Here is a 22131-nt window from a genome sequence, read left to right as displayed (position 1 = left end):
GTGCTCAGCTCTCGCTGACGTGCGCGAAGAGGAACCAGCGGTCCTTCTCGAGGCCGCGGCCGATCTCGATCGCGACGTCCTGGCTGCTCGCGTCGATGTCGGCGAGCTCGGCGATCGCAGTGTTGACCGTGGTGATCGCGACGTCCATCAGGCCGATGACCTCGACGATGGCGTTCTCGGAGCGCTGGAAGCCCGGGGTGAGCGGGGCGGTCTGCGTGGCCGACGCGACGGTCTGGATGCGGGCGTCGACGGGGAGGCCGAGGGCGACGACGCGCTCGGCGGCCAGGTCGGCCCATTCGATCGCGTGGCCGACGACGACGTCGAGCAGCTCGTGCACGCCGATGAAGTTGGCGCCGCGCACGTGCCAGTGCGCCTGCTTGCTGTTGACGGCCAGGGCGGTCATCTCGACGACGACCGGGCTGAGGAACTGGGCGACTCCGGATGCGACATCCGGGTTCGACGAGGTGAGCGACGTGACGGATGCAGTGGACATCGTCTGTTCCTTTCGAGAGGGGCTGACTGATCGTCAACACTACGCCGCAGCCCAGTGTTCGCAAGGAAGTGCAGGCTCGGCTAAGGCGGGAGAAGGAGAGCCTGGCCTGTGCCGGCCCGGCACGTGCGGTGCGCTTCCGAGACGGAACCGGGGGTCAGCCCCCGCGTCACCGCGAAGGGTCGCCGGTACCCTCGAGAGGATGTCCGCGCGCCCGCGAGGACCGGGGGAGGAGACTCGCGTGCCCGCAGCGCCGACCGCCCTCGGTGAGGCCTCCGCGGCGTACCTCCGGCTCTGGCGCGAGCTGCCCCGCGAGGCCCTGTCGCTCCTGCTCGCCGTGCCGCTGGCGCTGGCGGGTGCGTTCGCGACCGGAGTCGCCCTCGCTCTGGGCCTCGGCCTGATCGGCGTGCTGATCGGCGCGGTCTTCCTCCCGCTGGCGCTGCACACCGCCCGGGGCTTCGGTCGGGCGACCCGAGCGCTCGACCGGCTCGCCGGCCGCCCCCGGATCGACGAGCCGCAGTGGCGCCGCCCGCCCGCCTCGGTCGCGCCCGCCACCTTCGCCCTCTACGGCCCGGTCGTCGACGGGCACTACTGGCTCGCGCTGCTGCACACGCTCGTCGTGGCGCCGCTGCTCGCGCTCGTCTTCGCGGCGGTCCTCGGGCTCTGGAGCTGGGCCGGCCTCGGCTCGCTGACGGCGCTGCTCGCCGGCGACTCCTCGGCGATCGTCCGGCTCGTCTCCGGGCAGTCGAGCGCAGTCCTCGGCGTTCCCGGGCCGCCCACGGCCTTCCTGGTGCTGGCCGATGTCGCGCTCGTCGTCCTGTTCCTCGCGACGCTGCCGTTCGTCACCCGCGGGCTCACCCTCGCGCGATTCCTCGTCGATCGGCTGCTGCTCGGGCCCTGGGGCTCGGAGGCGCTGCAGCGCGAGGTCGCGGAGCTCAGCGTCTCCCGCGGTGCGGCGGTCGCCGCCGAGGACCGGGCGCTGCGCCGGCTCGAGCGCGACATCCACGACGGTCCGCAGCAGCGGCTGATCCGGGTGCAGATGGACCTCGGATCCGCTCTGAACCGGGTGCGCTCCGATCCCGACTCGGCGGCGGCGCTGATCGACGAGGCGCGCGAGCACGTCCGCTCGGCGCTCGACGAGCTGCGCGCGCTCTCCCGGGGAGTCGCGCCGCCGATCCTGCAGGACCGGGGCTTCACCGCTGCGGTGCACTCGCTGGCGGCCCTGAGCCCGGTGCCCGTCGAGGTGCTGGTCGAGCATCCGGTGACGGAGGTGCCGCCCGAGGTCGAGCGCAGCGTCTACTTCGTCGTCGCGGAGCTGCTCGCGAACGCGTCGAAGCACGCGTCGGCTCGCTCGATCCGCCTGCACCTCGACGTGCGGGGGACGGGCGGACCGGAGCGCTGGCTGGACGTCTGGGTCGTCGACGACGGCGTCGGCGGCGCCTCGCCCCTGCCCGGTCACGGGCTCGAGGGGGTCGCCGGGCGCGTCAGCGGGCTGCGCGGGCTGTTCACCGTCGATTCGCCCCCGGGCGGCCCGACCACGGTGGGTGTGCACGTGCCGTTCCTGCCCGCACCGCCGCCCGCCCTATCCTGAGGGCGTGCCGCCCGCCTCACCGATCCGCGTCGCCCTCGCCGAGGACTCCGTCCTCCTGCGCGAGGGCCTGGTCCGACTGTTCGAGGACGCCGGCTTCTCCGTCGTCGGAGCCCACGGCGACGCCGAGGGGCTGCTCGCGGCGGTCGCTGCGGAGCCGTCCTCGGTGGACGTGGCCGTGCTCGACGTCCGCATGCCGCCCACCTTCCGCGACGAGGGCGTCCGCGCGGCCCTCGACCTCCGGCGCCTGCACCCGCGGATCGCCGTGCTCCTGCTCAGCCAGTACGTCGAGGTGACCTACGCGCACGAGCTGCTCGGCTCGGGCGAGGGCGGCATGGGCTACCTGCTCAAGGACCGCGTCGCCTCGGTGGAGGAGCTGCGCGACGCCGTCGAGCGCGTCGCGGCGGGCGGGACGGTGCTCGATCCGCAGGTCGTCGCCTCGCTGCTCCAGCGCAACCGCGACCCGCTGGCGCTCCTGACCCCGCGCGAGCGCGAGGTGCTCGAGGCGATGGCCGAGGGGCGCACGAACGCGGGCATCGCCGCCGCGCTCTTCATCGGCGTCGGCGCGGTCGAGAAGAACGTCACCTCGATCTTCCAGAAGCTCGGACTCGAGGACTCCGGCTCGGACCACCGCCGCGTGCTCGCGGTCCTCGCCTGGCTCCGCGCCGCGCGCTGAGCCCCGATCGCGCGCCGCGCCTTCCGCGTAGCCGCTGCGCGTCTCGCCGGTGAGGGAAGAATGCTGCGGCGGCCTTCCCATGCTGGTCGAGTAGCCCCGAAGGGGCGTATCGAGACCCACCGTCGTCAGCAGGTCGGGTCTGCAGACTCCGGTCCTGACGCTGGTGGATCTCGATACGCCGCGCTGCGCGGGCTGCTCGATCAGCATCGGCCTCCGACGCGGAAGAGACAGTCCCCGCGCCTACTTCAGCGCCGTGCGCTCCGTGTCGTAGAGCGCCTTGACCTGGTCGGCGGTGAGGGCCTTGTCCCAGACCCGGATCTTCGCGAAGGTGCCCTTCGCGTAGTTGCCGGGGCCCGAGGTGAGCTCGACCGCGCCGACCGTGAAGTCGCCGGCGTTCGGGTTCAGGCCCTCGGTGAAGAGGTACGGGTTCTTCGCGTAGGTCGCGCCCTTGTTGTCGACGAAGCGCGGGTAGGCGACGGAGGTGCCGTCCAGGTAGGAGACCGCGTAGGTGCCGTCGTAGGTGCCGACGTGCAGCTGCCAGGTGTTCCGAGTGAACGTGTTCCCCGAGGCCGAGTAGTCGCGGGAGTACGGATAGCCGGGGGTCGGGCCGCCGGTCCGCGAGACATGGAAGGCCGATCGCTCGTCGCCGCCGTAGAGGCCGAGGTCGTAGAAGAGGCCGTAGGAGCGGCCCGCGCGCTCGCCGTGCTCGTTCCAGGCGCCGGCGACGTAGCCGGTGCTGTCGTCGGTCATGTAGACCCAGCTCGCGACGGTGACCGCGTTGCCCGTGGCGCCGATCGTCAGGCGTCCCGCCGACTCCTGCGGCACCCGGAGGAAGCTCGTCCCGGTCATCGAGATCCCGGAGCCCCAGGGCGTCGAGGTGGTCGTGGCCTTGGTCTTGCCCGCCTGGAGCAGCGGCAGGTCGTTCGCGGTGGAGTAGTACGGCGCGGCGGACTGGGTGAAGTCCCACTGCGCGAGCGGCGCCGGGACGCCGGGCGCGGTGGGGGGAGTGGTGGGCGTCGCCGTCGGGGTCGGTGTCGCGGTCGGGGTGGCCGTGGGGGTCGCCGTCGGTGTCACGGTCGGCGTCGCGGTGGCGGTCGGGGTCGCCGTGGGCGTCGGGGTCTTCGTCGGGGTCGCGGTGGGCGTCGGAGTCGCGGTCGGCGGCGTCGTCGGTGCCGTGGCCGAGACGGTCAGCGCGATCGAGCCGCTGCTGCCGATGTTGCCGGCGGCGTCGCGGGCCTTGGCGATGATCACGTGCGAGGCCACGGCGAGGCTCGAGGTGGTGAGCGACCAGTCGCCGGAGGCCTGCTGCACGGCGTTCCCGACCCGGGTGGAGCCGGACCAGAAGGAGAGGGCGGTGACTCCGGTGTCGTCCGACGCGGTGGCGACGAGCGTCACGGTCCGCGGGACGGTGCTCCCGGTGGCGGGCGAGGTGATCCGCGCGGTCGGCTTCGTCGTGTCGGGCTTCGGCGAGCCCGTGGCGGTCGGCGTGGCGCTGGGGCTCGGTGCGGTCGTCGGGCTCGCGGTCGGCGAGGGAGTGGTCGTCGCAGTGGGCGTCGCCGACGGGATCGGGGTCTGCGTGGGGGAGGGGCTCACCGTCGGGACGGGGGTCGAGCCGGTGTTATGCACGGTGACGCGCGTGGCGGCGCTGTTGCCGATGTTCCCCGCCGCGTCCTTGCCCTTGGCCACGAAGACGTGCGAGCCCTCGGCCAGCGTCCGCGTGTCGAGCGGCAGCGTCCAGACTCCCGCCTGCACGGTGGCGTAGCCCAGACGGCGGGTGCCCTCCCAGAATGAGAGCTGAGTGGTCCCGACCGCGTCCGTTGCCGTCGCCTTCAGGGAGATCGTCCCCGAGACCGTCGATCCGCTCACCGGAGCGGTGATGCTCACGACCGGCTTCACCGTGTCGGCGGCGGCGCTCGCCGAGCTGCCGGGCGCGGTGGCCGCCATCGGCACCAGGAGGAGGGCTGCGAGCGCTCCCATGATCGTCGCCCGTGCGGTACGTCGTCGCATTGCAGTCCCCTTGTTCCGTCGGTCACGGAAATCCCCCCGGACCGGGGTCAGCCTAGGTCGTGCCGCCTCCTCCGCGCGTGCCCCGGACGGGGACAGATCGTGGTCGGGGTCCGACGACCGGCCAGGATCGCCGCCCGGGCGGTGACCGACGCCCCTGCGACACTGGGATCCGGCGACCGCACCGTCCGCCGAGGAGGAGGACCGATCGCATGGCACCAGGAGCGCACCCGGACGCCCGATTGATCGCTCTGCCGAGCGGATCCCCGGTCGTCGCCGACTCGGCCTGGGTCGCCCCGGGCGCGACCCTCGTCGGAGCGGTGGTGCTGGAGGAGGAGTCGAGCGTCTGGTACGGCGCCGTCCTCCGCGCGGAGAAGGCGCGCATCCGGATCGGCCGCGGCAGCAACCTGCAGGACGGCGTGATCGTGCACGTGGACGAGGGGTTCGACGCGAGCCTCGGCTCGGGTGTCTCGGTCGGGCACAACGCCGTGCTGCACGGCTGCACCCTCGAGTCCGACGTGCTCGTCGGGATGAACGCGACCGTCCTGAACGGGGCGGTGATCGGCTCCGGGTCGCTCGTGGCCGCCGGCGCCGTGGTGCTCGAGGGCACCGTCGTGCCGCCGGGCTCCCTCGTCGCGGGCGTTCCGGCGAAGGTGCGCCGCGAGCTGTCCGAGCAGGAGCGGGACGGGATCCGCCGCAACGCCGCGTCCTACCTCGTCCTGGCCGATCTGCATCGGGGAGCGGCCGGCGGCGGGACCGACTGAGGCGGTCAGGGAGCGCCAGGGGATCGATCGGCGCCAGAAGTTTCCGCCTCTGCGGTGAGGGTCTCTACCGTTCGGGAACAGGTTCCGCCGCGTCACTCCCGGTGCGCGGTCGCCGCCCTCGGATCGACGGCTCGCCGATCGATCGGACACCTCTGTCTCCGTCCCACTCTTCCCGAGGAGAATCGTGTCCCCGCACCGACCCCGCCGTTCCCCCCTGATCGTCCTCGGCCTCGCCGCGGCCGTGCTCGCGGGAGGGGCGATCGCCCCCGCCGCCGCCGCGACACCGTCCGAGCTGTCCGTCGTCGCCTTCGGCGATTCGATCACCCGAGCCGCCGCGACCTGCGGCACGGAGGAGGACTGCCCGGTCAACTCCTGGTCGACCGGATCCGCGCCCGAGGTCCGCTCCATCGCGACCCGCCTCCAGGAGGTGGCTCCGCAGCGCACGGTCACGACCGACAACCGCGCGAAGTCCGGCAGCCGCATCGCCGAGGTCTCCGCGGCGGTCACGGCGGCACAGGCGGCCGGGGCCGCTCCGGATGTGGTCACGCTCCTCATCGGCGGCAACGACCTCTGCAGCCCCGACGTCCCGGCCGGGCCGGACGGCTACGCGATGACGCCCGCCGCGGACTTCTCCGCCTCGGCGTCGAGTCTGCTCCGGCAGATCAGCTCGGCCTGGCCCCGGGCGACCGTGCTGCTCGGGTCGGTGCCGGACATCGGGTCCGAGTGGGAGGTCGTCCAGGGCACACCGGGCAAGCTGATCTGGGGACTGTTCAGCATCTGCCGGACCACGCGCGGGGCCAAGGCCGACAACCACGTCCAGAGGGGGGCCGCCTTCGAGGCGGCGGTCGCCGCAGCCGAGGAGCGCACGGATCGGTACAACGAGGCTCTGGCCGCGGCCTGCTCCGCAGCGGGCCCCCAGTGCGTCTGGGACGGCGGTGCCCTGACCAGGACCCCTGTCACGAAGGACGTCCTCTCGACGGTCGACTACTTCCACCCGAACGTCGCCGGCCAGGCGCTGGTCGCGAGCGTCCTGTGGGGCCCGGAGGCGGTTCCCGCGTGGGCGGTCCCGCACTCCGCAGGCGCTCCGGCCCCGGCTCCGGCGGACCTCCCGACGCTCGACGAGATCGGCATCGCCGATTCGACCAGCGGCGCCCCGGACGACTCGAGGACCCGGGTCGGCATGCGCGAGAACGTGACCGAGCGCGTGACGCTCGGCCGTCCGGCCGGAGCGCAGTCGTCCGAGGGGAGTCCGTCTCCGGCGGACCTCCAGCAGACCGCCGTCGGCGGCCGCTAGCTGAGGGGAGGCGCACCGGATCGGAGTGCGCCGAGTGGTCGAGAAGGTGCACCGGTCGTCGATGTGCGCCAGGTGATCAAAGACCGACAACTGCTCAATGAATGCCAGTCGAGTCGATCCGTGCCACAAGTTGGCGGCCGGCGGAGGAGCGGAAATACCTTTCACCACGAGGTTCAGCCGGCGTCGTCCGCTGCCCTCCTCGCGGTCGGTCGACCGCTGGAGCCGACGGTCGAACGACCGTGCTCCGCCCTCCTTCATCACCGTCCTTGAGAAGAGCCATGTCCCTCCGTTCCCGCCTGTCCACCGTCGCTCTCGCGGCACTGCTCCTCGCCGGAGGAGCAGCCGCCCCGTCCGCCACCGCCGCCGAGGCCCCCGCGCTCTCGGTCGCCTCGTTCGGCGACTCGATCACCCGCGCCGCCACCACCTGCGGAGGCCGGGGCGACTGCCCCGCCAACTCCTGGGCCACCGGCTCCGCACCCGCGGTGCACTCGGTCGCCACCCGCCTCCAGGAGCTGAACCCGGGTCGCACCGTCACGTCGACGAACTTCGCCAAGTCGGGCAGCCGGATCGCGGCAGTCGCCTCGGCGGTGTCCGCCGCGGCGGCCGCCGGGGCCCGGCCCGACGTCGTGACGCTGCTCATCGGCGGCAACGACCTCTGCCATCCCGATCTCCGGGCCGCCGCCGACGGCTACGCGATGACGCCCGCCGACGCGTTCGCCGCGTCCGCGACGAGTGCGCTGCAGCGGATCAGGTCCGCCTGGCCGGAGGCGACCGTCCTCGTCGGGTCGGTCCCGGACGTGGCGTCCGAGTGGGCCGCGGTGCAGACCGGCGCGGGCGCGAGGACCTGGCCGTCGGCCAAGCTGTGCCGGACGACGCGCGGGGCCCTCGCCGACAACGTCGTCCAGACCGGTGACGCCTTCACGTCGACGGTGGCCGCCGCGGCCGAGCGCACGCGGCAGTACGACGACGCGCTCGCCTCGGCGTGCGCGGCCGAGGGCCCGCACTGCGTCTGGGACGGCGGCGCCCTCAGCCGCACGGAGATCAGCCCCGAGATCGTCTCGAGCGTCGACTCCTTCCACCCGAACGTCCAGGGCCAGGCCCTGATCGCGCGGGTGCTCTGGGGTCCCGCGGCGGTCCCCGCCTGGGCCGCGCGCCTCACCCAGGGCGCTCCGGTCTCCCCGCCGGTGCCGGCGGTCACCGGCGCGCCGGTCCCGACGACGCCCACTCCGACGATGACTCCCGCCCCGACGACCACCCCGTCGTCGAAGACCACCCCCGCGCCGAAGGCCACTCCGGCCCCGACCGGCGCGCGTCGGGCGACGAAGACCGTGACTCCTGCGCGGCCCACGACCCCGGCACCCGCAGCGACCCGCGCTCCGGCGTCCGGCTCGACCCCGAGCACGACTACGAGCCGAGGCCTCGCCGGCACGAAGGACACGACCGCGCCGACGGTGCGCATCACCGGCCCGGTCGCCGGCGGCTCGGTCTCGGGGAACGTCGCCCTGGCCGCCGTCTCCGACGACGACACCGCGTCGCTCGTCTTCTCGAGCGAGGGTCGCCGCCTCGGCTCGGCGAAGCACGCGGCGAACGGCGGCTGGACGCTGACCGTGTCGACCAGGGGCTTCCCGAAGGGCGAGCACGATCTCGTCGCCACCGCGACCGACCGCTCGGGCAACACGGGGACGAGTGCCCCCGTCACCGTCACGGTCCGCTGACCAGCAGGGGCCGCCGTCAAGCGCCCAGGGGACCGCGGTGGTCCTCATCGGAGCGGTGCAGGACGCACCGAAGGATTCGACCCGTGCCGCGCCTCACCTATGGGGGGAGCAGGCCGGTCGTGAGGCGGTATCGCGGTGCTGCGCCGTCGGCCAGGCTCTGAACAGCCGGCACCGCCGGAGTGGCCGGGCTCCCTGAGCGGCACTTCTCCGGGCGGATCCGGCGGTTCCCCTCCCCGTCCCCCGGTAGCCCGGTCGACGGAGCCCGCGCCCCCGCCTCGCTCCGCCGCCGCGGCACCACGTCGCCCCACGAGAGCAGAGTCATGCCCCCGCGCCCGGCCCGCCGTTCCCCCCTGTCCGTCCTCCTCCTCATCGCCCTCCTCGTCGGCGCGGCCGCGGTGCCCGCCGCGGCCGCCGAACCGGCCCCGACCCTGTCGGTCGTCTCCTTCGGCGACTCGATCACCCGTGGCGCCTCGAGCTGCGGCACCCGCGCCGACTGCCCGGTCAACTCCTGGTCGACGGGAACCGCGAGTGCGGTCCGCTCGATCGCCACCCGCCTCCAGGAGGTGAACCCGGGCAGCGTCGTCACCACGGCGAACTACGCCAAGTCGGGGAGCCGGATCAACGCCGTCGCCTCGACCGTGACCGCTGCCGCCTCGGCCGGCGCGGACCCCGACGTCGTCACCCTCCTGGTGGGCGGGAACGACCTCTGCCACCCCGACCTCACGGGCGCCGCCGACGGGTACGCGATGACTCCCGCCGCGTCCTTCAGCGCGTCGGCGTCGAGCCTGCTGCGTCAGATCGGCTCGACCTGGCCGGAGGCGACGGTCCTCGTCGGCTCGATGCCGGACATCGCGTCCGAGTGGGCGGGCTTGCGCGGGGGACCGGCCGAGGCGGGCTGGCCCGCGAACCGGCTCTGCCGCACGACCCGCGGGGCGACGGCCGACAACGTCGTCCAGACCGGTGACGCGTACACCGCGGCGGTCGCCGCAGCGGCGCAGCGCACCCGTCAGTTCAACGACGCCCTCGCCGCGGCCTGCTCCGCCGTCGGCTCCCGCTGCGTCTGGGACGACGGCGCCTTCACCGCCGCCACCGTCTCGCCCGACATCGTGTCCACCGTCGACTACTTCCACCCCAACGCCCGCGGCCAGGCCCTCATCGCCGACATCCTCTGGGGACCCGAGGCCGTGCCCGACTGGGCGGCGTCCGAGCCGACGTCGACGCCCGTGCCGTCCGCGCCGCCGACCGCTGAGCCGACGAGCGTGCCGACGCCCAGCGCCTCCCCGGCACCGACAGCCGTCCCCGAGCCGACCGATCCTGCCGAGACCCCGACCGCGACCCCCACCCCGACCCCCACCCCGACGTCCTCCCCGACCACCACCCCGACTCCGTCTCCGGCCGCGACTGCTACGCCGACCGCGACTGCCACGCCGACCGCGACTCCGACCGCGACCCCGACTGCGACTCCGATCGCCACCCCGAGTCCGACTGCAACCGCGACTCCGACTGCATCGCCGACGCCGACGCCGACTCCGACCGCGACCGCGACTCCGACTCCGACTGCCTCTCCGACCCCGACGCACACGCCGACGCCGACGCCGACTCCGGCCCGAGACACGGCCGCACCGTCCTCGCGCGTCACCAGCCCGACCGCGGGCAGTACCGTCGTCGGAACGGTCACCCTCGTCGCGGTCGCGGACGCCGACACCACGTCCCTGGTCTTCTGGACGGGCAGCACGCGGATCGGGACGGCGAAGAAGGCGGCCGACGGCACCTGGAAGCTGACCGTCTCCACCAAGGGCTTCCCCAAGGGCGAGCACCAGGTCGTGGCGAAGGCGTCGGACGCCGCGGGCAACACCGCGACGAGCGCCCCGGTCGCCGTCACCGTTCGCTGAGCTCCGCCGCCCAGCTGATCGAGTAGCCCTCGCAGAGGGCGTGTCGAGATCCGTCCCTGCTGAGGACGGTGGGTCTCGATACGCCGCTGTGCGGCTACTCGACCAGCAAGGGGAAGCCGCCCGATCGAGGTCTGCCAGCCCATGCTGATCGAGTAGCCCTCGCAGAGGGCGTATCGAGATCCGTCCCTGCTGAGGACGGTGGGTCTCGATACGCCGCTGCGCGGCTACTCGACCAGCAAGAAGGAAGAAAGAATCGGAGGGGCTGACGAGAATCGAACTCGCATCATCTGTTTGGAAGACAGAGGCTTTACCACTAAGCTACAGCCCCGAAATCGGCAGTCCGGAGAACCCGCCGCGGGCCGCCCTCTCGGGCGAGGCCCGTCGTCTCGACCGGGCACCAGGACACTGTAGTACACGAGGCGAAGCGGCGGCGACGCCGACCCGCGACGCCGCCCCCGCGCGCCTGTTCCGGCCGCAGGAGTGCGGTGCAGTACACTTGCGAAGGCCATTTCGGCGTGTCGCGCCAGTGACCGTGCAGGAAGGGCTCGACGAGAGTCCTCATCGGCACGGTGCACCGGCCCGCGCAACCGGGGCGTAGCTCAGCTTGGCTAGAGCGCCCGCTTTGGGAGCGGGAGGTCGCAGGTTCGAATCCTGTCGCCCCGACCACGAGTACTCATCGTGACGACATCGACCCGTGACGACCGGTCACACGGCGCCGACACCAACCAGCACAGGAGATCCCCTCACGTGAAGACCACGGTAGAAAAGCTGAGCCCGACCCGCGTCAAGCTCGCGATTTCGGTCACCCCGGACGAGCTCGGCCCCAGCATCACCCACGCCTACGGCCACATCGCCGAGCAGATCAACGTCCCCGGCTTCCGCAAGGGCAAGGTCCCGCCGGCGATCGTCGACCAGCGGGTCGGCAAGGCCGCCGTCCTCGAGCACGCCGTCAACGAGGGGCTCGACGGCTTCTACCGCGAGGCCGTCCGCGAGACCGAGGTGCGCCCCCTGGGCCGCCCGCAGGCCGACATCGTCGCCTGGCCGAGCGACAAGGACTTCACCGGTGACCTCGAGCTCGCCATCGAGGTCGACGTCCGCCCCGAGATCACCGTCCCGGCCTACGACGGCCTCGAGCTCACGGTCGACGCGGCCGAGGTGACCGACGCCGACGTCGACGCCGAGCTCGACAAGCTCCGCAGCCGCTTCGGCACGCTCGTCACCGTCGACCGCCCCGCGACGACCGGCGACTTCGCGCAGATCGACCTCATCGCGACCATCGACGGCGTCGAGGTCGACACGGCCAACGCCATCTCCTACGAGCTCGGCTCGGGCGAGCTGATCGAGGGCATCGACGAGGCGCTCGACTCGCTCACCGCGGGGGAGAGCACCACGTTCACCGCACCGCTGCTCGGTGGCGACCACGCCGGCCAGCAGGCCGAGATCGCCGTCACGCTCACCGCCGTCAAGGAGCGCGAGCTCCCCGACGCCGACGACGACTTCGCGCAGATCGCCAGCGAGTTCGACACCATCGCCGAGCTGCGCGACTCGCTCAAGGAGCAGGCCGCCCAGCAGAAGACCTTCGGTCAGGGCGGCCAGGCGCGCGAGAAGCTCGTCGAGGCCCTCCTCGGCCTCGTCGAGGTCCCCGTCCCCGCCGCGCTCGTCGAGGACGAGGTGCACCGCCACCTCGAGGGCGAGAACCGCCTCGAGGACGCCGAGCACCGCGCCGAGGTCACCGAGGCGAGCGAGAAGACCTTCAAGACTCAGATCCTCCTCGACCACGTCGTCGAGCAGGAGAAGGTCCAGGTCAGCCAGGACGAGCTCACGCAGTACCTCATCCAGGGTGCGGCGCAGTACGGCATGGAGCCGAACGAGTTCATCAAGATCCTGTCCGAGAACAACCAGATCGGCCAGATGGTCGGCGAGGTCGCCCGCAACAAGGCGCTCGCCATCGTCCTGGGCAAGGCGAAGGTCACCGACACTGAGGGCAACGCCGTCGACCTGACCGCGTTCACCGCCGTCCCCGGGGACGACGCGGACGAGTCCGCCGACGACGCCGCGACCGACGAGGTCGACGCGCCCGCCGCCGAGTCCGTCGAGGAGGCCGTCGTCGAGGAGGCCCCCGCCGCCGCCGAGGCACCCGCCGCCGAGGAGGAGCCCGCGCCGGCCCCCAAGAAGAAGCGCGCCCCCGCGAAGAAGAAGGCTCCGGCCGCCGAGGAGACTCCGGCCGCCGAGTAGTCCTCGACGCGAGAACGACAGGAGCCGCCCCCGGATCACCGGGGGCGGCTCTCGTCGTCCCGGCCCGAGTCCGCGCCCGGGTCCCGCCCGCAGTCCGCCCCGGGCGAACACCGGCCGCTCCGGCTCCGCCCCCGGCGAACACGGCCGGGTCGCCCGGGTGCCGTCCGATAGATTCGCCTCCGAAGCGACAACTGAAACGGAGCGACACATGGCCGATATGGCGATGCCCAACAGTGTTTTCGACCGCCTTCTCAAGGACCGGATCATCTGGCTCGGTTCTGAGGTGCGCGACGAGAATGCGAACGAGATCGCAGCGAAGCTCCTGCTCCTCGCGGCCGAGGACGCCGAGAAGGACATCTTCCTGTACATCAACTCGCCCGGCGGCTCGATCACCGCGGGAATGGCGATCTACGACACGATGCAGTTCGTGCCGAACGACATCGTGACGGTCGGCATCGGCATGGCGGCGTCCATGGGTCAGCTCCTGCTCACCGCGGGGACCCAGGGCAAGCGCTACATCACGCCGAACGCCCGCGTCCTGCTGCACCAGCCGCACGGCGGGTTCGGCGGCACCGCGTCCGACATCCAGACCCAGGCGCAGCTGATCCTCGACATGAAGAAGCGCCTCGCCGAGATCACCGCGAAGGCGACCGGCAAGACCGTCGAGCAGGTCAACGAGGACGGCGACCGCGACCGCTGGTTCAGCGCCGAGGAGGCCCTGGCCTACGGCTTCGTCGACCACATCCGCTCCTCGGCGACCGACGTCGCCGGCGGCGGCGGAACCGCCACCGACAGCTGAGCACCCCGACGCGCCGAGAGATCAGGAAGAGACAATGAACACACCCACCTTCGGCGGGACGGCCTTCGGCTCCGGAGCCGCGCCCTCCTCCCGCTACATCCTCCCCACGTTCGAGGAGCGCACGGCCTACGGCTACAAGCGCCAGGACCCCTACGCGAAGCTCTTCGAGGACCGCATCATCTTCCTCGGCGTGCAGGTCGACGACGCGTCCGCGGACGACATCATGGCCCAGCTCCTCGTGCTCGAGAGCCAGGACCCGGACCGCGACATCGTGATGTACATCAACTCGCCCGGTGGCTCCTTCACCGCGATGACGGCGATCTACGACACGATGCAGTACATCCGCCCGCACATCCAGACCGTCGTCCTCGGTCAGGCCGCATCGGCCGCAGCGGTGCTCACCGCGGCGGGCACGCCCGGCAAGCGCCTGGCGCTGCCGAACGCGCGCATCCTGATCCACCAGCCGGCCGTGCAGCAGGGCGGTGGCCAGGCCTCGGACATCGAGATCCAGGCCGCCGAGATCATGCGCATGCGCGAGTGGCTCGAGAAGACGCTGTCCTTCCACTCCAACCGCTCCCCGGAGCAGGTCAAGAAGGACATCGACCGCGACAAGATCCTCGGCGCCGACGACGCGCTCGAGTACGGACTGATCGACCAGATCCTGACCAGCCGCAAGGGCGTTCCCGCCCTCACGGTCTGACCTCGGGAGACCGACCGATCGTCGAAGGGCCGGGAGGCGGAGCGATCCGCCGCCCGGCCCTTCCGCGTGCCGGCGGGCGGATCCGCGCCGCCGGACCGTAGCAAACCGACACGGACGGGGCAATGGTCCGCCGATCCGGCCCGCCTGCCGAGCCCCCTCGGCTCAGCGGCTAGGCTCGGTCCTGAGTTCGGCGGTTCCGCATGACCGCCCTCTGCGAGACGCTCGACGGCACCGCCGCCCGAGAGCACCGACGCACGACAAGGAAGTGGGGCATCCCCGTGGCACGTATTGGCGAAAGCGCCGACCTGCTGAAGTGCTCGTTCTGCGGCAAGAGCCAGAAGCAGGTCCAGCAGCTCATCGCCGGTCCCGGCGTCTACATCTGCGACGAGTGCGTCGAGCTGTGCAACGAGATCATCGAGGAGCGCCTCTCCGAGTCGAGCGAGGAGACGAGCCACGAGTTCGACCTCCCGAAGCCGAAGGAGATCTACGGCTTCCTCGAGGAGTACGTGATCGGCCAGGAGCAGGCCAAGCGCGCCCTCGCCGTCGCGGTCTACAACCACTACAAGCGCGTGCGAGTGCGCAACACCATCACCGCCGCGGACGCGATCCACGACGAGATCGAGATCGCCAAGAGCAACATCCTGCTGATCGGCCCCACCGGCTGCGGCAAGACCTATCTCGCGCAGACGCTGGCGAAGCGGTTGAACGTCCCGTTCGCCGTGGCCGACGCGACGGCGCTGACCGAGGCGGGCTACGTCGGCGAGGACGTCGAGAACATCCTGCTCAAGCTGATCCAGGCCGCGGACTACGACGTCAAGCGGGCCGAGACCGGCATCATCTACATCGACGAGGTCGACAAGATCGCCCGCAAGGCCGAGAACCCGTCGATCACGCGCGACGTCTCGGGCGAGGGCGTGCAGCAGGCGCTGCTGAAGATCCTCGAGGGCACCGTCGCCTCCGTGCCGCCGCAGGGCGGCCGGAAGCACCCGCACCAGGAGTTCATCCAGATCGACACGACGAACGTGCTGTTCATCGTGGCCGGCGCCTTCGCCGGGCTGGAGGACATCATCTCCTCGCGCGCGGGCAAGCGCGGCATCGGCTTCGGCGCCCCGCTGCACAACAAGCAGGACGAGATCAACATCTTCAGCGAGGTGCTCCCGGAGGACCTGCACAAGTTCGGGCTCATCCCCGAGTTCATCGGCCGCCTCCCGGTGGTCACCACCGTCACGCAGCTCGACCAGGTCGCGCTGATGCAGATCCTGACCGAGCCGCGCAACGCGCTGGTCAAGCAGTACCAGCGGATGTTCGAGATCGACGGGGTCGAGCTCGAGTTCGACCGCGGCGCCCTCGAGGCGATCGCCGATCTCGCCGTGCTGCGCCAGACCGGCGCCCGCGGCCTCCGCGCCATCCTCGAGGAGGTGCTCGGCCCGATCATGTTCGAGGTGCCGTCCTCCGACGAGGTCGCCCGCGTGGTCGTCACCCGCGCCGCGGTGCTCGACAACGCCGCGCCGACCATCGTGCCGCACGCTCCCCGCCGCCAGGAGAAGAGCGCCTGAGTCGCCTCCGCCGGGCCGTCGCGTGACCAGTTCGCGCTGATTGGCCCGGCGTTCGTGCGCCCGGGCGCGACGCGGTTCCCTACTCTGGCGGAGCGCATCGCCGATGCGTCCGCCGGCCCAGCGCTCGGCCGGGTCAGCGACCGGAGGCACCGTCATCGTCCAGCCGCTCCTCGCCGGGATCGTCGCCGCGCTCACCGGCTTCTCCAGCTCCTTCGCGATCGTCCTCGCGGGCGTCGTCGCCGTCGGCGCCACCGATGCTCAGGCAGCGTCTGGTCTGCTCGCGGTCTGCGTGCTGCAGGGCGTGCTCTGCATCGCGCTGAGTGTGCGCTACCGGGTGCCGATGACCTTCGCCTGGAGCACCCCGGGCGCCGCGCTGCTCGCCGCCACCGCGACCCTGCCCGGGGGCTTCGACCGCGCGGTCGGCGCGTTCCTCGTCGCGTCCGCGCTGATCGTCGTGACCGGGCTCTGGCCGGCGCTCGGGAGGCTCGTGGCGCGCATCCCGCGGCCGCTCGCCAACGCGATGCTCGCCGGCATCCTGTTCCCGCTCGTGCTGGCGCCCGTGCGGGCCGCGGTCGAGATCCCGCTGCTCGCGCTGCCGGTCATCGCGCTCTGGCTGATCCTGCTCCGCCTGCTGCCGCGCTGGGCGGTGCCGGCGGCGATCGCGCTCGCGATCGTGCTGCTGCTCATCACGGACGGCGCCGCCCTCGCCGGCGCGCCGCTGCTGCCGGTCCCCGAGTTCGTCGTGCCGGTCTTCGAGATCGGCGCGATGGTCGGCATCGGGCTGCCGCTCTACGTCGTCACGATGGCGGGGCAGAACATCCCCGGCATCGCGGTGCTGTCGAGCTTCGGCTTCGAGGCGCACTCCCGTCCGGCGATCGTGTCGAGCGGCCTCGCCTCCGGCGTCTCCGCGGTGTTCGGGGGAGTGCCGGTCAACTACGCGGCGCTGAGTGCTGCTCTGACCGCGGGTCCGGAGGCCTCGCCGCAACCGGAGAAGCGGTGGATCGCCTCGGTCTCGGCGGGAGCGTCCTATCTGGTGCTCGGCGCGGTCGCGGGAGCGGCCGCAGCGCTCGTCTCCTCCGCCAGTCCGCTGCTGATCGAGGCGGTCGCCGGGCTGGCGCTGCTCGGCGTGTTCGTCTCGTCGGTGCAGGCCGCGGTCGAGGACGCGCGACTGCGCCTCCCGGCCGCCTCGACCCTGCTCGTCACCGCGTCCGGCATCGCGGTCGCGGGGATCGGCTCCGCGTTCTGGGGCCTGGTGGTGGGGCTGGTCGTGCTGGCCTGGCTGCACCCGCGTCGGGTGGCCCGCCACTCCTGACCCCCGGGACGAGCCCTCGGATCAGGCGAGTCCGCGGCGCCGCAGCAGGGGCTCGGTGCGCGCGTCGCGCCCGCGGAACTCCCGATAGGCGACGAGCGGGTCGCGCGAGCCGCCGATCTCGAGGATCCGCCGCCGGAACCGCTCGCCGGCCGCGCGGTCGAGTCCGCCGTTCTCCTCGAACCACTCGACGGTGTCGGCGTCGAGGATCTCGCTCCAGATGTAGGAGTAGTAGCCCGCGGAGTAGCCGCCCGAGAAGACGTGCTTGAAGTACGTGCTGCGGTAGCGCGGCGGGATCGCAGGGACCAGCAGCCCGGCGGCCTCCAGCGCGCGCGTCTCGAACTCCACGACGTCGGCACGGTCGGCGGAGGCCGACGTCTCGTGCCAGGCGAGGTCGAGCAGAGCGGCGGCCAGGTACTCCGTGGTCGCGAAGCCCTCGCCCCAGAGCGCCGCCGCCTCGAGCTGCTCGACGACGGCGGCCGGCAGTGGCTCGCCGGTCTCGACGTGCCGCGCGTAGACGGGCAGCAGCTCCGGGTGCCGGATCCACATCTCGTTGACCTGGCTCGGGAACTCGACGAAGTCGCGGAAGACGCTCGTGCCGCCGAACCGCGGGTAGCGCGTGGTCGCGAAGAGTCCGTGCAGCGCGTGCCCGAACTCGTGGAAGAGGGTCTCGACCTCGTCGAGGCTGAGCAGCGCGGGCTCCCCGTCGCCGGGCGCCGAGATGTTCAGCGTGTTCACGACGACGGCGGAGTCGCCGAGCAGCGTCGTCCGGGTCCGGAGCGAGTTCATCCAGGCGCCGCCGCGCTTGGAGTCGCGCGTGAACGGGTCGAAGAGGAACAGACCGAGCGGGGTGCCGTCCTCCTCAGCGACCTCGAAGACACGGACGTGCGCGCTGTGCCCGACCAGGTCGGGCCGCTCCGCGAACCGGACGCCGTAGAGCCCGGTCGCGGCGGCGAAGACGCCCTCGCGCAGGACGCGCTCGAGCTCGAAGTACGGCCGGAGCGCGCTGGAGTCGACGGCGTAGCGGGCGGTGCGCACGCGCTCCTCGTAGTAGGCCCGGTCCCACGCCTCGAGCGTGAAGCGCGGCCGGCTCGCGGCGTCCTCTTCCCTGTCGGCCTGCTGCTGCATCTGCGCGAGCTCGGCGCGGGCGTTCCGGGCGGCGGGGATCGCGAGCTCCTCGAGGAGGGCGCGGACGCGCTCGGGCGTCCCGGCCGTCTGGCCCGAGATCACGAACGCGGCGTGCGAGGAGTGGCCGAGCAGCGCGGCGCGCTCGGCGCGCAGGGCGACGATGTCGAGCAGGACTTCCCGATTGTCGTTCAGTCCGCCCTCCCCGGCGCGGCCGAGGGAGGCGCGCACGATCCGCTCGCGGACGGAGCGATCGCGCAGGCGGGCGAGCCACGGGTGCCCGGAGTAGAGGGGAAGCGTCACGAGGTGGCCGTCGGCGCCGCGGTCCGCGGCGGCACGGGCGGCGGCGGAGATCTCGGAGGCGTCGAGTCCGTCCAGCTGCTCGGCGCGCTCCAGCAGCACGGCCCGCTCGTTGGTATCGGCGAGCAGGTTCTTGTCGAATCGGGTGGTGAGGCTCGACAGCCGCTCGTTCAGCGCGCTGAGCCGGGTCTTGCCGGCGTCGTCGAGGAGGGCGCCCGCGCGCTCGAAGCGCAGGAGGACGCGCTCCAGCAGGTAGGCGGTCTCGTCGTCGAGGTCGAGCGCCGCCTCGCGGTCGGCGAGCGAGCGGACCCGGGCGTAGAGGCGCGGGTCGAGGGTGATCGCGTCGTCGTGCGCGGAGAGCAGGGGAGCGAGCTCCTCCTCGACGGCGTCGGTCAGCGGCGTGCGATCGGAGGCGCCCACCGTGAAGAAGACCGCGCTGACCCGGCGCAGCTCCCGCCCGGAGCGCTCGAGCGCCACCAGCGTGTTCTCGACCGTCGGCTCGTCGGGGGAGGAGGCGATGGCCTCGATCTCCGCACGGTGCCGCCGCAGCGCCTCCTCGAAGGCCGGGCGGTACGCCTCCGGCTCGACCGCCGCGAAGTCGGGCAGCCCGTGCGGCAGCCCGCTCGGCTCGAGGAGGACGGCGACGGCGGCGGAGGTGCTCATCTAGCGAGCCTAGAGCCGCCGCCGCCGTCCGCTCATGCTGATCGAGTAGCGCGCGCAGCGCGCGTCTCGAGATCCACGCCGTCAGCCGCTCAGCCCCAGTCGTCGTCCTCGCCCTCGACGCGGCCCTGCGGCTGGGTGATGTAGGCGGCGTCCTCGTCCGGGCGGTAGGTGATGGTGGTGCCGTCGTCGAGCTCGAGCACCGGCTTGCCCTCGAGCCAGGTCAGCGTCCAGCGCCAGGCGGAGCTGTCGGTGCCGGCGGAGGCGAGCTCGCCCTCCACGTCGCGGACGGCGGTGACGACGATCTCGGGCAGGGTGGACGGCGTGTCTCCGCCGACCGGCCAGCGCGTTCCGAGCTGCATGGGGTGTTCCTCTCGAGAAGAGGGGGAGCGGGCCGCAGCCCGCCCCCCGGGTGATCAGGCGGTCGGCTCGGTCTCGAGCTCGATCTGCACGGCCAGCGCGTCGCCCTCGGCGAAGTCGAGCGCGGAGATCCGGCCGACGGCCGCGAGGTCGCCCGCGGCGAGTCGCAGCGACGCCACCAGCTCGGCCGGCGCGGTGACGACGGCGGAGCGGGCCGGCGTCTTCTGCGAGGCCTTCGCATCGGTCTTCGCCCGGCGGATCGCGGTCAGCACGGTGCTGGCCGCGCTGAGAACGGCCGGGTCGCCGCCGAGAGCGGCCTGCTCCGGCCACGGCTGCACGTGCACCGAGCCGTCGTGCGACCAGGACCAGGTCTCCTCGACCGCGAACGGGATGAACGGCGCGAACAGCCGCTGCAGGACGTCCAGCGCACGGTGCAGGGCGGCGGCCGCGGACGCGCCGTCCTCGCCGTACGCGCGCTCCTTCACCAGCTCCAGGTAGTCGTCGCAGAACGTCCAGAAGAACGCCTCGGTGATCTCGAGCGCACGGGCATGGTCGTAGTTCTCCAGCGCCGTCGTGGCGTCGGCCACCACGCCGTCGAGGGCGGCGAGCATACTCAGGTCGAGCGGGTCGCTGACCGTCGCGCCCTCCGGCAGCGGGAAGCCGTGGATGAACTTCGCCGCGTTGAGCACCTTGATCGCCAGACGGCGGCCGATCTTGATCTGCGTCGGGTTCTGCGGGTCGAACGCCGCGTCCGTGCCCAGGCGCGAGGAGGCGGCCCAGTAGCGCACCGCGTCCGAGCCGTGCTGCTCGAGCATGCCGGCCGGAGTGACGACGTTGCCCTTCGACTTCGACATCTTCTTGCGGTCGGGGTCGACGATGAAGCCGGAGACCGTCGCGGTGCTCCACGGCGCGCGGCCGTCCTCGAGCTGCGAGCGCAGCAGGGTCGAGAAGAGCCAGGTGCGGATGATGTCCTGCCCCTGGGGGCGGAGGTCGTAGGGCGCGACCAGCTGCCAGAGCTCGTCGTCGCGCTCCCAGCCGCCGGCGAGCTGCGGGGTGAGCGAGGAGGTCGCCCAGGTGTCCATCACGTCGAGCTCGCCCTGGAAGCCGCCGGCCAGGCCGCGCTGGTCCTCCGAGTAGCCGGGGGCGGCGTCCGAGGACGGGTCGACGGGCAGCGCCGACTCCTCGGGGACGATCGGCGCGTCGAACACCGGGTTGCCGTCGCCGTCGAGCGGGTACCAGACCGGGATCGGCACGCCGAAGAAGCGCTGGCGCGAGATCAGCCAGTCGCCGGCGAGGCCGTTCACCCAGTTCTCGTAGCGGACGCGCATGAACTCGGGCACGAACCGCACGTCGCGGCCGAGCTCGAGCAGGCGCTCCTTGAGCGCCGCGTCGCGGGCGCCGTTGACGATGTACCACTGGCGGGTCGAGACGATCTCGAGCGGCTTGTCGCCCTTCTCGAAGAACTTCACCGGGTGCACGATCGGGCGGGGCTCGCCGACCATCTCGCCCGACTCGGTGAGCAGCGCGACCACGGTCTGCTTCGCGGAGAACACGGTCTTGCCGGCGAGCTGCGCGTAGGCGGCCCGGCCGGCCTCGCTCTCGATGGCGGCGGGCGCCTCGGAGATCAGGCGGCCGTCGAAGCCGATGACAGCGCGGTTGGGCAGATCGAGCTCGCGCCACCAGACGACGTCGGTCAGGTCGCCGAAGGTGCAGATCATCGCGATGCCCGAGCCCTTGTCCTTCTGAGCGAGGTGGTGCGCGAGCACCGGCACCTCGACGTCGAAGAGCGGGGTGCGCACGGTCGTGCCGAAGAGCGCCTGGTAGCGCTCGTCGTCCGGGTGCGCCACGAGCGCGACGCAGGCGGGCAGCAGCTCGGGGCGGGTCGTCTCGATGAAGACGTCCTCGGCGCCGTCGCGGTGGAAGCCGATGCGGTGGTACGCGCCGGGCTGGTCCTTGTCCTCCAGCTCGGCCTGAGCGACCGCGGTGCGGAAGGTGATGTCCCAGAGGGTCGGCGCCTGCGCCTGGTAGGCCTCGCCGCGCGCCAGGTTGCGGAGGAAGGCGCGCTGCGAGGCGGCCTGCGACTCCTCGCCGATGGTGCGGTAGCTCTGCGTCCAGTCGACCGAGAGGCCGAGGGTGCGCCAGAGGTCCTCGAACTGCTTCTCGTCCTCGACGGTGAGGCGCTCGCAGAGCTCGATGAAGTTGCGGCGCGAGATCGGCTTCTGGTCGGCCGCCTTGCTGCTCTTGTTGTCGCCGCCCTCGAACGGCGGCACGAAGCCGGGCGTGTAGGGGAGGGTCGGGTCGCAGCGGACGCCGTAGTAGTTCTGCACCCGGCGCTCGGTGGGCAGGCCGTTGTCGTCCCAGCCCATCGGGTAGAAGACGCTCTTGCCGCGCATGCGCTGGAAGCGGGCGACGACGTCGGTGTGCGTGTAGGAGAAGACGTGCCCGATGTGCAGCGAGCCGGAGGCGGTCGGCGGCGGGGTGTCGATCGAGTAGACGTCCGCGCGGGAGAGGCCGGTGCGATCGAACCGGTAGGTGCCGTCCGTCTGCCAGACGAGGCCCCACTTGCTCTCGAGGCCCTCGAGGGCGGGCTTGGCGGGGAGGCGGTCGGCGACGGTCATGGTTCTCCGGTTCGATATGGGCGGCACCGCGTCGGTGGTGATGATG

16 protein-coding genes and 2 tRNA genes are annotated in these 22131 nt (G+C 72.4%); 12 read left to right on the top strand and 6 right to left on the bottom strand.

The genetic code is table 11. From position 1 onward, the window contains the following. Positions 1-4 precede the first annotated feature (4 nt). A complete protein-coding gene (locus MT351_RS09575) occupies positions 5-493 on the bottom strand; it encodes a Dps family protein (protein WP_123445793.1) in 489 nt (162 codons plus the stop codon). A 238-nt stretch (positions 494-731) separates the two neighbouring features. Here MT351_RS09575 and MT351_RS09570 point away from each other — a divergent pair, with 238 nt between their 5' ends. Next, positions 732-2081, top strand: a complete 1350-nt coding sequence (locus tag MT351_RS09570; protein WP_243582039.1) for a sensor domain-containing protein — start codon at positions 732-734, stop codon at positions 2079-2081. A gap of 4 nt (positions 2082-2085) precedes the next feature. Further along, the gene (locus tag MT351_RS09565; RefSeq protein WP_123703482.1) at positions 2086-2754 is read left to right on the top strand and encodes a response regulator transcription factor; all 669 of its coding nucleotides are present in this window, start codon (positions 2086-2088) and stop codon (positions 2752-2754) included. A 240-nt stretch (positions 2755-2994) separates the two neighbouring features. Here the strand turns inward: MT351_RS09565 and MT351_RS09560 are convergent, their stop codons facing one another. After that, complete coding sequence (locus MT351_RS09560) at positions 2995-4761, bottom strand: Ig-like domain-containing protein (protein WP_243582038.1); 1767 nt, start codon at positions 4759-4761, stop codon at positions 2995-2997. Between the two features lie 209 nt (positions 4762-4970). Here MT351_RS09560 and MT351_RS09555 point away from each other — a divergent pair, with 209 nt between their 5' ends. The 4 genes from MT351_RS09555 (at position 4971) to MT351_RS09540 (ending at position 10423) form a co-directional block, all read left to right on the top strand. Next, complete coding sequence (locus MT351_RS09555) at positions 4971-5522, top strand: gamma carbonic anhydrase family protein (RefSeq protein WP_132437883.1); 552 nt, start codon at positions 4971-4973, stop codon at positions 5520-5522. A 184-nt stretch (positions 5523-5706) separates the two neighbouring features. After that, positions 5707-6816 carry a GDSL-type esterase/lipase family protein gene (locus tag MT351_RS09550; RefSeq protein ID WP_243582037.1) on the top strand — a complete coding sequence of 370 codons (1110 nt, stop codon included), beginning with the start codon at positions 5707-5709 and terminating at the stop codon, positions 6814-6816. 278 nt (positions 6817-7094) lie between these two features. Then, positions 7095-8531 (top strand): GDSL-type esterase/lipase family protein, encoded by a 1437-nt coding sequence (locus MT351_RS09545; RefSeq protein WP_243582036.1) that lies wholly within the window; start codon positions 7095-7097, stop codon positions 8529-8531. Between the two features lie 320 nt (positions 8532-8851). Continuing rightward, a complete protein-coding gene (locus MT351_RS09540; RefSeq protein WP_243582035.1) occupies positions 8852-10423 on the top strand; it encodes a GDSL-type esterase/lipase family protein in 1572 nt (523 codons plus the stop codon). A gap of 257 nt (positions 10424-10680) precedes the next feature. Here MT351_RS09540 and MT351_RS09535 read toward each other — a convergent pair. Continuing rightward, positions 10681-10751, bottom strand: a tRNA-Gly gene (locus MT351_RS09535). Between the two features lie 260 nt (positions 10752-11011). On the opposite strand from MT351_RS09535, the gene MT351_RS09530 reads away from it, so the two are divergent. The 6 genes from MT351_RS09530 to MT351_RS09505 all read left to right on the top strand — a co-directional run bounded on the left by MT351_RS09530 (position 11012) and on the right by MT351_RS09505 (position 17025). Beyond that, positions 11012-11089 (top strand) — tRNA-Pro (locus MT351_RS09530). An 81-nt stretch (positions 11090-11170) separates the two neighbouring features. Continuing rightward, positions 11171-12658, top strand: coding sequence for a trigger factor (gene tig, locus MT351_RS09525; RefSeq protein WP_243582034.1), 1488 nt, complete (start codon positions 11171-11173; stop codon positions 12656-12658). A gap of 157 nt (positions 12659-12815) precedes the next feature. Further along, on the top strand, positions 12816-13457 hold the full coding sequence (locus MT351_RS09520; RefSeq protein ID WP_260300538.1) for an ATP-dependent Clp protease proteolytic subunit: 642 nt from the start codon (positions 12816-12818) through the stop codon (positions 13455-13457). Positions 13458-13491: 34 nt separating this feature from the next. Next, on the top strand, positions 13492-14157 hold the full coding sequence (locus tag MT351_RS09515; RefSeq protein WP_123445811.1) for an ATP-dependent Clp protease proteolytic subunit: 666 nt from the start codon (positions 13492-13494) through the stop codon (positions 14155-14157). Positions 14158-14435: 278 nt separating this feature from the next. After that, a complete protein-coding gene (gene clpX / locus MT351_RS09510) occupies positions 14436-15713 on the top strand; it encodes an ATP-dependent Clp protease ATP-binding subunit ClpX (RefSeq protein ID WP_123445812.1) in 1278 nt (425 codons plus the stop codon). Positions 15714-15816: 103 nt separating this feature from the next. After that, positions 15817-17025 (top strand): benzoate/H(+) symporter BenE family transporter, encoded by a 1209-nt coding sequence (locus tag MT351_RS09505; protein ID WP_243582033.1) that lies wholly within the window; start codon positions 15817-15819, stop codon positions 17023-17025. A gap of 21 nt (positions 17026-17046) precedes the next feature. Here the strand turns inward: MT351_RS09505 and MT351_RS09500 are convergent, their stop codons facing one another. The 3 genes from MT351_RS09500 to valS all read right to left on the bottom strand — a co-directional run bounded on the left by MT351_RS09500 (position 17047) and on the right by valS (position 22085). Then, positions 17047-19110, bottom strand: a complete 2064-nt coding sequence (locus MT351_RS09500) for a M3 family metallopeptidase (RefSeq protein ID WP_243582032.1) — start codon at positions 19108-19110, stop codon at positions 17047-17049. An 89-nt stretch (positions 19111-19199) separates the two neighbouring features. Beyond that, a complete protein-coding gene (locus MT351_RS09495) occupies positions 19200-19469 on the bottom strand; it encodes a hypothetical protein (protein WP_123703503.1) in 270 nt (89 codons plus the stop codon). 54 nt (positions 19470-19523) lie between these two features. After that, a complete protein-coding gene (gene valS / locus MT351_RS09490; RefSeq protein WP_243582031.1) occupies positions 19524-22085 on the bottom strand; it encodes a valine--tRNA ligase in 2562 nt (853 codons plus the stop codon). Positions 22086-22131 lie beyond the last annotated feature (46 nt).

The organism is Rathayibacter sp. VKM Ac-2926 (assembly GCF_022815565.1).
Classification (GTDB): Bacteria; Actinomycetota; Actinomycetes; order Actinomycetales; family Microbacteriaceae; genus Rathayibacter; species Rathayibacter festucae.
Note: the sequence above shows the minus strand (reverse complement) of the source record. Positions and strands in the feature narration are given on the sequence as shown.